Raw genomic sequence first — 13,112 nt, forward strand, 5'->3', positions numbered from 1 at the left:
AAGATGCGTCTTGTCGACGAAGGTGGCAAGGCGATCGTCTCCGACCGCTATGGGTCAAGCCACCTTGAACTGTTTGGCGATTTCCACCTTCCAGATGGAAGGGCCCTGCTCCAGATAGGTCCACGAGAATTCGCCGGGGTGTCTGGTCTGGATTTGGGAGTGAAGCGGTATCGGATCGTAGTCGCTCACCAGTACGAACGACTCGCCCGCCCTCAGATCGCCGACGATCCGAAAAGCCTTGGTCTGGCGCTGCGCCGGATTCAGGTTGCGGAAGTCGATCTCGGCGACATCAGTCTCTTCGATTGTCTGACACATGACCGCTCCTGTCGCCCCAATGGGGCCGCTGGAAAGAGCTTGCCTTCGAACGATCCTCGAGATTCAGGGACCCAGAATCACCCTGATGCATGCGGAATAATCGCTCGATTAAGATGCACAGTCAATACATCTTTTTGCAATACATCTTTTTGGACGACATCTGCAAACGTTAACCGGTCGCCGCAAGGGAGTGCGCTGAACCTGGACCGCATAGCGCGTGGCGGGCCCACCGGGCTTCGGCGAGAACCGGCAGGCAGGCTCAACGTGAGATCGGGATGGGTCCAAAAAAACAAGGGCCCCGAGGGGCCCCTGCATCACACCGCGTCTTTCGCCGCCTTGACCGGCCGAGCCCTGACGATCTTTCGGGCCGGCTTCGCCTTGAACGTCATCGGCTCGCCGGTAAAGGGGTTGGTGCCCTTTCGCGCCTTGGTCGCCGGCTTTTTGATAACCACGAACTTTGCGAAGCCCGGCAGCAGGAAGGTGCCGGTCTTCTTGAGTTCCTTGTAGCCTGTGGTCGCAAGCGCCTCGAGAACGCCCTTCACGTCCTTCTTGGATAATCCGGCCTGATCCGAGATTTTCTCAACGAGCTGCGATTTCGTCATCTGGGTTGCCATCATCGATCCTGTCTGTTGATTCGGCCCGGAAAACAATATTTCGAAATCCAGCCAAAAAAACACGTCTTGTGGGATTTATAACAGCTTACTTCATCCCGCGGCTGGCGCCCGGCATCGGCCCCTGCGATCCTGGACAGCCGGCGCGGAGGAGGTCCTCGGCAAACCTTCGTGGACCCCCGGCGCGCGCAAACAGAAGTGAGGCGGCATACGGCTCGCGCGGCCACTGGACGGGTGCAAATCGTGCTATGCGCGGACGATGAAGATTCTGTTCCGCATGGGCGCGTTTATCCTGATCGCGGCGGTCGTATTCGCGACGCTCGGGCCGCCGCGCTATCGCCCGCACGCCCCGCTCGGGCAGGATGGCGAGCACGCCCTCGCCTTCGTTCTGGTCGGACTCGCCGTAGGCCTCGCATTTCCGCGGCGACGCCTCTTTGTCGCGGTGGTGTCCGTCATTCTGATCGGCCTGCTCGAGATCATGCAACTGTGGGCGCCCGGCCGCCATGCGCGGCTGGAGGATTTCCTGGTCGATGCCTTGGCAGCGTGTGTCGGCCTCGCCGTCGCTGCCGCGATCGGCCGGCTTGCCACACGATGGAGCGGATCAAAGGCCCGATGAACCTCGGCGGGCCGAACCTGTCGCGTCTTGCACATCCTGAAATCGGAACAATTCGCAACTACGGAGCCACGCTGCGAATGAGTGGCGCTTGCGGGATCGCCTGCGCTTTTATCCCGGGTGACGGACTGCTAAACCTCCACGGATGCAGCCCGCCGCTTCCAATTCGAAAACGAGAATCGCTACCGTCTCGATAATCGCCAGCGCCAGCATGGCGGCGATCAAATTCGTGGTCGGCGTGGCGATCGGAAGTCTGGCGTTGATTTCCGAGGCTCTGCACAGCTCGGTCGACCTCGTCGCCACGGTTGCCACCTGGATCGTGGTGCGCATTTCCGACCGCCCCGCCGACGACGAACATCACTACGGCCACGGCAAGATCGAAAGTCTTTCGGCGCTTGGCGTCATTGCGCTTCTTTACATCCTTGCAGGCGGCATCGTCGTGCAAGCCTACGCCCATTTGCGCGAAGGCGCGCCGGCCCCGACGCTCTCCGCCATTCCGTTCGTCGTGCTGGTGGTCGACATCGCCGTCAATGCCTGGCGGGCGCGCGCGCTGCACCGGGCCGCGCTCGACACCCGCAGTCAGGCGCTGGAAGCCGACGCCCTGCATTTTGCTTCCGACGTGCTTGGATCGGTCGCCGTCATCATCGGGCTGTCGCTGTCCGGACTGGGTTACGCGTGGGGCGATGCCGCTGCTGCGATCGGCGTCGCCGTCCTGATCTCGGTGCTGGGTTTGCGGCTCGGACGCGCCACCGTGGAAACCCTTCTGGATCGCGCGCCGGAAGGCGCCGCGGAAAGGGCCGGCGCCGCGATCAGGGCGCTGCCGGGCATCGTCGACGTCGAGCGGTTGCGGGTGCGGATGGTCGGTCCCCGGCATTTTGTCGACGTGATCGCCAAGGTGCCGCGAACCTATCCGATCGACCGCATCGACGCCATCAAGCAACAGGCGCAGGACGCCGTGTCCGCCGCTCTCGGCGACGCCGACCTGACATTCACCGCGATACCGGTCGCGCATGACAACGAAAGCGTCCGCGAGCGCATCATGGTGATCGCCCGCAATTCAGGTCTCGCGATTCATCACGTCACCGTGCACGATCTCGGAGAAAGGCTGACGGTCAGCATCGACCTCGAGGTCGACGGCGAGATGGCGCTGGTGGATGCCCATGCAATCGCACATCGACTGGAACATGACATTCGCCACGAGTTCGGTGCGGACGTCGAGGTGGACACGCATATCGAGCCGCTGGAGCCGGAGCTTCCGCTCGGCGCGGATGCCGCCCCCGCACGGATCGACGCCATCAGGAAAGCCCTGTCCGGTTTCGTCGCAGGCGGCGCGATCCATGACATTCACAACGTGCGCGTCCGGGACACCAAGGCCGGCGAGATCGTCAACTTCCATTGCCGCGCCGCGCCATCGATGAGCGTCGCCAAGGTGCATGAACGGGTTGACGAGATTGAGCGCGCATTGCGCCGCGCCTTCCCGAGCGTCAAGCGGGTCATCAGCCACGCGGAGCCCCCCCGCGGGAGTTGATCGCTGCCGCGGGGGCACGTTCTTGTTTCGGACTCAACACGAACAGCCTCGCAGGCCCTGGAATCTCCGTTGGACAAAATTTATTTCGTATTAACGAATCGTTGACTCTCGACAGCTCCGAAAAAGTGGATTCAAATCGCGGTGATTCGGACGGGCCGGGCTGTCGCTCCGAACGCGTGTACGGAAAATTCTCACGGGGGCCGAAGGCATGGCGCGCGCTCAGGCGGCGAACGCTTGCGCTCAATCCGATTCGATCAAGGGATTGGCGCGATCGATCGCAAAACCAGCCTACCGCAGGCTGCTGATCGCAGAGCCCGTGCTGCGCCGTGCCGTTCCGATCCTGATCATCGCGTTTCTGGTGACGATATGTTTCGGCGCCCTGGTGCAGGTCATCGATCAGACGCGCCAGAAACAGGCGATGACGAAACACGATCTGTTGGCGCTCGCCGATCTCCTGGCCGAACGGCTCGAGCATGTCGGCGTCATCCGGCAGGACCGTCCCGCCTCCATCGAACGACTTCGGAACCTGTTGCCCGACCTGATTCCCTCCTGGGGCATTGTCGCCGGCCGTCATATCATCATCACCGGCGCCGATCAGCGCGTTCTCGCGCGCGTGCCGGCCGAAGCTACGCCCGGCGAGAGCGACCGGATTCTGGACCTCATCGGCATCGCGCAATCTCCGGCATTGCGCGGCTCGTCGCCGGCGAGCGTCACCGACATCGTCCTGCTGGACGGCAGCGAAGTGTTCGCGACCCAGCGCGTCGTCAGACCCTTGCTGGGCCAGGTCACCGTCATCCAGGAAAAGAACGATTCAATATGGCGTCCGGACACCGCGCTGTCGATCACGCTGTCGGCAACGACCGGATTCGTGGTCCTGATCCTGGGCTTTGCATTCCACTGGCAATCCACTCGCGCGCGGGAGGGCGACCTCATCAACGATGCGGTCCGCGGCCGGATCGACACCGCGCTCAACCGCGGTCGCTGCGGCCTTTGGGACTGGGATCTGTCGCGCGGACGGATCTTCTGGTCGCAATCGATGTTCACCATGCTCGGACTGGAAAGTCGCAGCGACCTGCTACCCTTCGGGGAAGTCAGCGCGTTGATCAATTCCGACGACATCGACCTGTTCGACATTGCGGACCAACTCATCGCGGGAAAGATCCGTCATATCGATCAGAGTTTCCGGATGCGGCACCGCGACGGACACTGGATCTGGTTGCGTGTGCGTTGCGAACTCAGTCAGGGTACGGGCGGCCAGGGCGCGCATCTGATCGGGATCGCCGTCGACATCACCGAACAAAAGAGCCTCGCGGAAAAAACCGTCGAAGCCGATCTGCGGCTGCGGGACGCGATCGAAACCATCCCCGAGGCCTTCGTGCTGTGGGATGCCGACGACCGCCTGGTCCTTTGCAACTCCCACTTCCAGCGCCTGCACAAACTACCCGACAGCGCGGTCGCGGCCGGTACCTCCTACGAAACCGTGATCGAAGTCGGCCGCATGCACGAGATCAGGGCGCGACAGCCCGGAACCGGCACCGCCACGCCTGGCGCGCGAACGTTCGAAGCGCAACTGGACAACGGCAATTGGCTTCACATCAGCGAGCGCCGCACCAAGGACGGCGGCTACGTGTCGGTCGGAACCGACATTACCCGGATCAAGGAGCACGAGCAGAAGCTCGTCGAGAACGATCTCCGGCTGCGGGCGACGGTCATCGACCTCAAGCGGACGCAGGCGACGCTCGAGCAACAGGCGGCCGAACTCGCCGACCTTGCGCGGAAATATGCGGAGGAGAAGGACCGCGCCGAAGACGCCAACCGAGCGAAATCGAAATTCCTCGCCAACATGAGCCACGAACTGAGGACACCGCTCAACGCCATTATCGGATTCTCCGAGATCATGAGCAACGGCATGTTCGGCGCGCTCGGCTCGAAGAAGTACGGCGAATACTGCCACGATATTCTGACCAGCGGCCAGTATCTGCTCGAAGTGATCAACGACATCCTGGATATGTCCAAGATCGAGGCCGGTCGCATGAAGCTCGACAAGGAGCCGCTCGACCTCGCCAGGACAATGGCGGAATCGCTGCGGGTGGTCTCTGGCCGCACCACCGACAAGAGCCTGTCCTTTGACGTCAGGATCGACGATGACGTTTCCATCGTCGCCGATCGTCGCGCGATCAAGCAAATCATCGTCAATCTGCTGTCCAATGCGGTGAAGTTCACGCCCGACGGCGGACGGGTCCTGGCGCGAAGCCAGGTGTCCGAAAATTCCGTCGTCCTGACCATTGCCGACAGCGGCATCGGCATAGCGCCGCAGGCGCTGCGCAGACTCGGTAAACCGTTCGAGCAGGTCGAAAGCCAGTTGACCAAAACCCATGCGGGATCGGGGCTGGGGCTGGCGATCGCCAAGTCTCTGGTCAACCTGCACGGCGGGTCGATGCGGCTTCGCTCGAAACCCGGCACGGGGACCGTCGTCCGCATCACCCTGCCCCGCCGCGACGCGGCGCGGCCTGCGGACTGTGTCGCAGCTTAGAGCGTTTTCGAGCGAAGTGGCTACCGGTTCGCGTAAAGAAAACGCGTCAAATCAAAACATAGAGCCCCGCTTCTGGTTCCATCAGAAGCGGAAAGGCTCTAAGCTCCGCCTTCCATCAGCCTGAGAAACACGCCGCGCACATCTGCCTGGGTATCGCGGACGCGCGCTTCAAGCGCCGAGAAGTCGGGGGCATCCCCGGCCCGCGCCATCACCGGCAGCAGATCATTGCCCGCCGTTGCCGGCTTGAATTTGTCGCTGACGCAGAGCCGCAGGATTTGCGTCAGATCATGATAGAGCCGCGCCGCGGGCCGCAGGATTTCCGCATCCGGCAACGACAGAACGCCCAACCGCTGCGCGTTGTCGAGCGCCTGCTGTGTATTGACGCTGAGAATGTCCGGCTTGTCCGCCGCGTGGACGAGCTGAAGATACTGCGCGATAAAATCGATATCGACCATACCGCCGGCGGCGTGTTTCAGATCCCAGATATCCTGCTCGCCTTTTTCCAGCGCGATGGCACGGCGCATCTCCGCGACATCGCTGGCTATCAGTCGGGCATCGCGCCGCCGCGTCAGAATATTCCGGATGACACGTTCGATCCGGGCGCGAAACAACGGCGACGACGAGATCACGCGCGCACGCGTGAGCGCCATGTGCTCCCAGGTCCATGCTTCGTGCTCCTGGTAATCGGCAAACGAGTCGATATGCGACGCGACGGGGCCGGCGCGGCCAGAAGGCCGCAGCCGCATGTCGACATCATAGAGGACGCCGTAATTGGTGCGGGTGGTGAACGCGCTAATGAGACGCTGGGTGAAGCGGGCAAAGTATTGCGCGCCGTGCAGCGGCCGCGCGCCGTCGGAATCGGGATGTTCGGAATCGAAATCGTACAGCAGGATCAAATCCAGATCGGACGATGCGGTCATCTCGCGGCTCCCGAGCTTGCCCATCGCAACGATCGCGGTCTCCTGCCCTGCGATCCATCCATACTGGTCGGCGAACTGGTCCTTCACCAAACCATGCACGGTGTCGACGATCCCTTCAGCCACGTCGGCGAATACCTGCCCGGCCTGGCGTGCCGACACGGTGCCGGACAGGATGCGCGTGCCGATGAGGAACAGGCTTTCCTGGCCGAACAGCCGCATCCGGTCGAGAAATTCCTCATAGGAATTCGCGTCCTCGAGCGTGGCAGCCAGCCGCGCCGACAGTTCGTTCCGATCGGGCATGGCGCCGAAGAAACGCGGATCGATCAGCCCGTCCATGATCTGGGGCCGACGCGCCAGCATGTCGGCGAGCCGCGGCGCCGCGCCGAGCACGAGCGCGACCAGCGCGACGAGATCCCTGTTCTGACTGAGCAGCGAGATCAGCCGGCCGCCGCGCTGAAGCGCCTGCAAGAACCGATCGAATGCCATAACCGCGCTGTCCGGCTCCTCCGCGCGCGCCAGACCGTCGATCAGCGCCGGCACGAAGGCCTCGAACGCGATGCGTGTCGCCTCGACCTTGAGGGCTCGATATCCGCCCGCCATCCATTGCTGGATGGTGCCGGCGACCATTCTCGGCTGCCTGAAGCCGAGCTTCAGCAAATGATCGAGAAGCCGCACGTCATCGGGTCCTGCGGCGTATTCCACCGCCGGCAGATTGACGGTGCCGGCGGCATCGCCTTCGAACAGCCGGCTGTAGTGCCCCTGCACGCAATTCAGGTGCACAAGCAATTCGGCGGCAAAGCTCGCCCGATCGTCAAATCCGAGGAATCGCGCGAAGCGTTCCATCGCTTCGATATCGGCGGGCAAGGTGTGGGTCTGCTCGTCGGCCATCATCTGGATCCGATGCTCGACCTTGCGCAAAAACAAATAAGCGGCTGCCAGTTCGTCCCGCGCCTGCTCCGTGATCCAGTTGCTCGAGGCGAGAATATTCAGCGCGTCCAGCGTCGAGCGCACCCGCAATTCGGGATGACGTCCGCCGGCGATCAGTTGCTGAGTCTGCGCGAAGAATTCGATCTCACGAATGCCGCCGCGTCCGATCTTGACGTTGTGGCCTTCGACGGCGATCTCGCTTTGCCCGCGAAAGGTCTGCATCTGCCGCTTCATGTCGTGAACGTCGGCAAGGGCCGCGAAATCGAGATGCTTGCGCCAGACGAAGGGCGAAATCTCCGCGATCGCGGTCTCGCCAGCCTTGCGGTCGCCGGCGCAGGGTCGCGCCTTGATCATCGCGGCGCGCTCCCAGGTTCGCCCTTCGCGCTCGTAATAGTCGAGCGCGGCGGCGGTCGAGACCGCGACCTGGGTCGAGGCGGGATCCGGCCGCAGGCGCAGATCGACCCGAAAGACGTAGCCGTCGCCGGTTCTTTGTTGCAGCATGCGCGCAAGCGACTGCGTGAGGCGCACGAAGAACGGCTGCGGCTCGATCCCAGGCGCGAGCGTCGGCGCCGCGAGATCGAAGAAGACGATCAGATCGATATCGCTGGAATAGTTGAGTTCGCCCGCGCCCATCTTGCCCATTGCGAGCACCACGAAGCCGCTGCCGTCCTCGGGCCGGTCGGCGTCGGAAGGTTGCAAACGGCCACGCGCAGTCTCCTGCCGCAGCAGGAACCGCAACGCGCTCCGGACCGCGGCAACGGCGATATCGGTCAATGCCGCCGTGACCCGCATCACCGGCCAGACCCCACCGATGTCGCACAACGCGATCAGCAGCGCGGCTTCCGCCTTGACGGCGCGAAGCTGCCGCATGGCCTCGGTCTCATCGCCCGCCTCCGCCGCGTCAGACATTTCCGCGACCAGCCGGGCGAGATGGTCTTCGGGCTCGCCGCGAAACAGTCGCAGCGTCCGGTCCGGATCGGCGCGCATCAGGTCGAAAAGATAGGGAGACGACTCCGCAACACCGAGCAGGACGGCCCGGATCAGGGGAAACGAAGCAATCAGGGCCCGTATTGCGCCCGATTGCTCCGGCGTCAGGTCGGACAGCCAGTCCTCAAGACGGCGTTCGGCCTCGGCGTGCGCGAACACCCCCGGTCCGTCCGCAAGACGCGCCGCCAGACAGGCCCGGTCCGCGTCGTCCTTCGCGGATGAAATCATGCGCCAATCTGTTGCACGTCCGGCGTCGGCGCCGCAAGCCCTTCACCGTCCTGCGCAGGGATCGACAGCGTCGCTCGCAGGCCGGGACCCGCGTCGTCGAGCGCGAGACTCCCGCCATGCAGCGTCGCCACCGCGGACGCCAGGCTCAGGCCGAGGCCGGACCCCGGCAGCGTCCGGCTGGTTTCGAGCCGCACGAAGCGTTCGACGGCGTGCTTGCGGTTAGGTTCGGGAATCCCGCAACCATGATCGGTCACGGCGAGAATGATGCGGTCGCCGTCGCGGCGGGCTTCGATCAGGATTGCCCTGTCGACTTCGGATGCATTCGCACCGAGCGGCTGCGCCGACGGCTTCGGCCGTCCGTACTTGATCGCATTTTCGACGAGGTTCGCGAGCGCCTGGCTTATCAGTTCGCGATTGCCATGCAGCGGTGCGGGCCCGGTCCGAACGCTCAACGTCAGCCCGTTGTCCTCCGCCAGCGGCTCGTAGAGTTCGTGGATACCCTGCGCGACCTCGGCGGCGTCGAAATCCGCCATGTTGTCGCGCGCCTGTCCCGATTCCGCCCGCGCTATCATCAAAAGCGCGTTGAAGGTGCGGATCAGGCCATCGGATTCCTCGATGGTCTGTTCCAATGCGGCGCGATAGTCGCCCTCGCCGCCGGATCTGGCGAGCGCTTGCTCGGCGCGATTGCGCAGCCGCGTCAGCGGCGTCTTCAGGTCGTGAGCGATGTTGTCGGAGACTTCCTTCAGCCCGTTCATCAGCGTTTCGATGCGTTCGAGCATCGCATTGAGGTTCTCCGCCAGACGGTCGAGTTCGTCGCCGCTGCGGCCAACAGGAAGCCGGCCGCCCAGGTCTCCGGCCATGATGCGCTGGGTGGTTCCGGTCATCGCATCGATCCGGCGCAGGACGCGCCGCGCCACGAAGACGCCGCCGCCGAGTCCGAGAACCACCACGATCAGAAGCGACCATTGCGCGGCCGAAGCCACGACGCTGAAGATGCGATGGCGTTCCTCGAGATCCCGGCCGATCAGCAGCCGAAATCCATTGGACAACTCCGTCACATTGACCAATGCGCGATGGTCGGTCTTGTCCTGCTCGTCGAGGCGGCGGTAGGCAGTCTCGGTCCAGCCGGTGGTTGCCATCACGCCGGGCTGAAGCGACCCGACATTGCCGGCGACCGCCAGTCCGGCCGGCGTCGTTACCAGATAAAGATTGGAGCCTGGCCGCAGAGCGCGATTTTCGATGGCGAAGACGAGCCCGCGCAAGCCGCGGCGGTTGAAAACACCCGTGAGCAGGTTGATTTCCTCGCTCACCGTCGCTGCGATCTGGTCGGTAATCAGGCGGCGGGTATTCCAGGCGAAATATCCGAGGAGAGAGGCCGCAAACAGCGCGAACAGCAGCAGATAGACCAGCGTCAGCCGAAACGCCGTCGTGCGAAACAGCTTACCGAACGCCGTCACCTTCTTACCGGATGTCGTCGCGGATCATGTAACCGGCGCCGCGAATGGTGTGAAGCAGCGGCCGTTCAAACCCCTTGTCGATCTTGGAACGCAGCCGCGAAATATGCACGTCGATGACGTTGGTCTGCGGATCGAAGTGGTAGTCCCAGACGTTCTCGAGCAGCATGGTCCGGGTCACGACCTGCCCTGCATGTTTCATGAGATATTCGAGCAGGCGGAACTCGCGCGGCTGCAGCGTCAGCTCCTCTTCGCCACGCGCGACACGATGCGACAGCCGGTCGAGTTCGAGATCGCCGACACGATAGACGGTCTCCTCGCGACCGCCCTGGCGGCGCGACAGGACTTCCACCCGCGCCAGCAATTCGGCGAATGAATAGGGCTTCGGCAGGTAGTCGTCGCCACCGGCGCGCAAACCCCTGATGCGATCGTCGACCTGACCGAGCGCCGAGAGAATGAGCACGGGAGTCCGGTTGCCCTTGTCGCGCAGGGAGCCGATCACCGAGAGCCCGTCGCGTTTCGGCAGCATCCGGTCGACTACCAGCACGTCGTAGTCCCCCCCGTCGGCAAGCGAGAGTCCCTCCTCGCCGTCACTGGCAAGCTCCGCGACATGCCCGACCTCGCGAAACGCCTTCACGAGATAGTCCGCGGACTCGCGATCGTCTTCAATGATCAGCAGGCGCATCTGGTTGCTGGAATTGCCCAAGATGTATTGTCTTTCCATCACCATGGCGCGCTCATCGCCCGCGCGCAAGACCGCGAGAATGCCCCGCAATCCGCAAAAAAGCGGGCGGCGGAGCTTGGGGCGACTCCACCGCCCTAGTCCTTCCGACGGAGGGGGGCTGTTCCCATCGGAAGGTAACTCAAGGGGACGGGCTTTTGGCCCGCCCCCCGGAAAGTGTCGTCAGCGGGGGCGACTGATGCCGGCGACCCTTCCCATCTCTTGCAAGGCTCACACCCGTTATCGATCGAGCATGATCTCAGTCCGAAAACCCGTTTCCGCTTTGCGCTGGCGCGGCCCTTCGGGTCGGGATCATGCTCTAACCCTTCGCGATCGGCACCGCGACAAATCGCGCCGTGCCGCCGGTGCGAACCCGCATCAGAATGCTCTTCTTGTTGTCGGCGCGCGCCGCCTTGATCGCCGCGCGCACGTCGGCCGAGTTGGAGACGCTCTTTCCGCCGACCTCGAGGATCACGTCACCTTCCTTGAAACCGCGATCCGCAGCCGCGCTCTTCGGATCGACGTCGATGACGACGACCCCCGCGGCGCCGGCGCCCGCAACCGACGCTGCCGGCGCGACCGTCATGCCGAGCCTGGGAACCTCGCTGCCGCGCGAGAACTCATGATCACCGTCGAAACCGGCCTTTGCTTCGACGGTGTTGGGCAGCGTGCCGAGCGTCAGGTTGACGACCTTGTCGGCCCCCTTGTGCAGGATGTTCAGCTTGATCGAGGTCCCCGGCGCAAGGCCTCCAATGGTCCGCGCCAGTTCGCGCGCATCCTTGACGGTAGCGCCGTTGACCTGCGTGATCACATCGCCGGACTCGATGCCGGCCTTGGCCGCCGGACTGTCGGCCTGCGGCTCGGCCACCAGCGCGCCTTCGGCTTTCTTGAGGCCGAGGCTATCGGCGATATCTGCGGTGACCGGCTGGATCTGGACGCCGATCCATCCGCGGCTCACCGAACCCTTGGACTTGAGCTGCGCGACAACGTTTTTCACGGTGCTGGCGGGAATCGAGAACGCGATGCCGACGCTGCCGCCGGACGGCGAATAGATCGCTGTGTTCACCCCGATCACGTCGCCCTTCATGTTGAAGGCCGGGCCGCCTGAGTTGCCCTTGTTCACGGGTGCGTCGATCTGGATGAAATCGTCATAGGGACCGTTGCCGATGTCACGGCCGCTGGCCGACACGATGCCGGCGGTCACGGTGCCGCCAAGACCGAACGGGTTGCCGACAGCAAGCACCCAGTCGCCGATCCGCGCCTTGTCGTCCGACAGCTTCGCAAACGGGAAATTCGAGCCGCCCTCGACTTTGATCAAGGCAAGATCCGTGCGCGGATCGGTTCCGATCACCTTGGCGGTATAGGTCTTGCCGTCATCGGTCGTGACTTCGACCTTGTCCGCGTCGTCGACGACATGGTTGTTGGTCACGGCATAGCCGTCGGACGAAATGAAGAAGCCGGAGCCCTGCCCCGTCACGACTCCGTGGCGGTGGCCGCGCAATCCGGGCGGCAGTCCGTCGGGTCCGCCGAAGCGGCGGAAGAACCGTTCCATCGGCGAACCCGGCTGGAACGGCAAATCATCATCACTGGCGGTCGACTTATCCTTTATGCGAACCTTGACCGAAATCACCGACGGTCTCACGCGCTCGACGATATCGGCAAAGCCGACCGGATGGTCGACCTTGCTGACGTCGTGGTTGACCTGCGCATGGGCAGGAGTTGTGAAGAGATCGGTTTTGGCGGCCTGAGGAGCGAACCCGTATGCTGCCAGCCCGAGGCCGGCGCCGACAGACGCCATGAGCGCGAACCTGCGCGCGGTAACCCCGAAGCGGCGGGTGGGCTTGGGCGAAGGAAGCGGAGATAGGTCGGTAGGCCGGTCGGTCATGCGCGGAAGCTCCAGAACAAGATTGATCAGTATCGGGGAAGCAGCACTTCAGGTTCTGAAGATGGGGATTCGCGCCTTACAGCGGGCTGGCCGGGAAATTAATGTTTCGTAACAATGGGCAAGCCGCCTGATACGGCGGTTTATAGCGTTTTCAAGCGAAGCATGTCCTTGGGGCTTGACCCGAGGATGGGTACCGGTTCGCGTGTAGAAAACGCGTCAAAACAAAAAGCTGGAGCCCCGACTTTGATTCCATCAAAGCCGGAATTGTTCCAGCGCACACCGGCACAAGGCTCATTCGCTCAATTGCATAACACCGGCTTGCAGCGACCGACGTCAACTGAGCGAACGTTCCTGCCGGTGCATTCCGAAGTTCGGTCGCAACAGCGCCGT

The 13,112-nt window shown here is 63.4% G+C and carries 9 protein-coding genes; 3 read left to right on the forward strand and 6 right to left on the reverse strand.

Annotated features, from left to right (window positions below):
- Positions 1 to 54: 54 nt before the first annotated feature.
- Together ACMDCM_RS08320 and ACMDCM_RS08325 are read right to left on the reverse strand one after the other, a co-directional pair.
- Positions 55 to 315 carry a DUF2249 domain-containing protein gene (locus ACMDCM_RS08320; protein ID WP_412773120.1) on the reverse strand — a complete coding sequence of 87 codons (261 nt, stop codon included), beginning with the start codon at positions 313 to 315 and terminating at the stop codon, positions 55 to 57.
- A gap of 314 nt (positions 316 to 629) precedes the next feature.
- Positions 630 to 929 (reverse strand): HU family DNA-binding protein, encoded by a 300-nt coding sequence (locus ACMDCM_RS08325; protein WP_412773121.1) that lies wholly within the window; start codon positions 927 to 929, stop codon positions 630 to 632.
- Positions 930 to 1,185: 256 nt separating this feature from the next.
- On the opposite strand from ACMDCM_RS08325, the gene ACMDCM_RS08330 reads away from it, so the two are divergent.
- The 3 genes from ACMDCM_RS08330 (at position 1,186) to ACMDCM_RS08340 (ending at position 5,600) form a co-directional block, all read left to right on the forward strand.
- Entirely contained in the window at positions 1,186 to 1,542 is a 357-nt protein-coding gene (locus ACMDCM_RS08330) for a VanZ family protein (protein ID WP_412773122.1), read from the forward strand.
- A gap of 142 nt (positions 1,543 to 1,684) precedes the next feature.
- Complete coding sequence (locus ACMDCM_RS08335; RefSeq protein WP_412773123.1) at positions 1,685 to 3,067, forward strand: cation-efflux pump; 1,383 nt, start codon at positions 1,685 to 1,687, stop codon at positions 3,065 to 3,067.
- 208 nt (positions 3,068 to 3,275) lie between these two features.
- Positions 3,276 to 5,600, forward strand: a complete 2,325-nt coding sequence (locus ACMDCM_RS08340; RefSeq protein ID WP_412773124.1) for a PAS domain-containing sensor histidine kinase — start codon at positions 3,276 to 3,278, stop codon at positions 5,598 to 5,600.
- Positions 5,601 to 5,698: 98 nt separating this feature from the next.
- Here ACMDCM_RS08340 and ACMDCM_RS08345 read toward each other — a convergent pair whose 3' ends face one another.
- The 4 genes from ACMDCM_RS08345 to ACMDCM_RS08360 form a co-directional block, all read right to left on the reverse strand.
- Positions 5,699 to 8,662: a bifunctional [glutamine synthetase] adenylyltransferase/[glutamine synthetase]-adenylyl-L-tyrosine phosphorylase gene (locus tag ACMDCM_RS08345; protein WP_412773125.1), complete on the reverse strand. Its 2,964-nt coding sequence runs from the start codon at positions 8,660 to 8,662 to the stop codon at positions 5,699 to 5,701.
- Positions 8,659 to 10,119, reverse strand: coding sequence for a sensor histidine kinase (locus ACMDCM_RS08350; protein ID WP_412773126.1), 1,461 nt, complete (start codon positions 10,117 to 10,119; stop codon positions 8,659 to 8,661). Before ACMDCM_RS08350 ends, ACMDCM_RS08345 begins: the two co-directional genes overlap by 4 nt.
- Before the next feature lie 4 nt (positions 10,120 to 10,123).
- Positions 10,124 to 10,801 (reverse strand): response regulator transcription factor, encoded by a 678-nt coding sequence (locus ACMDCM_RS08355; protein WP_412774702.1) that lies wholly within the window; start codon positions 10,799 to 10,801, stop codon positions 10,124 to 10,126.
- Between the two features lie 355 nt (positions 10,802 to 11,156).
- On the reverse strand, positions 11,157 to 12,722 hold the full coding sequence (locus ACMDCM_RS08360) for a Do family serine endopeptidase (RefSeq protein ID WP_412773127.1): 1,566 nt from the start codon (positions 12,720 to 12,722) through the stop codon (positions 11,157 to 11,159).
- Between the last annotated feature and the right edge of the window lie 390 nt (positions 12,723 to 13,112).

The sequence above is a fragment of the Nitrobacter sp. genome (assembly GCF_047149785.1).
In the GTDB taxonomy this organism is placed as follows: domain Bacteria; phylum Pseudomonadota; class Alphaproteobacteria; order Rhizobiales; family Xanthobacteraceae; genus Nitrobacter.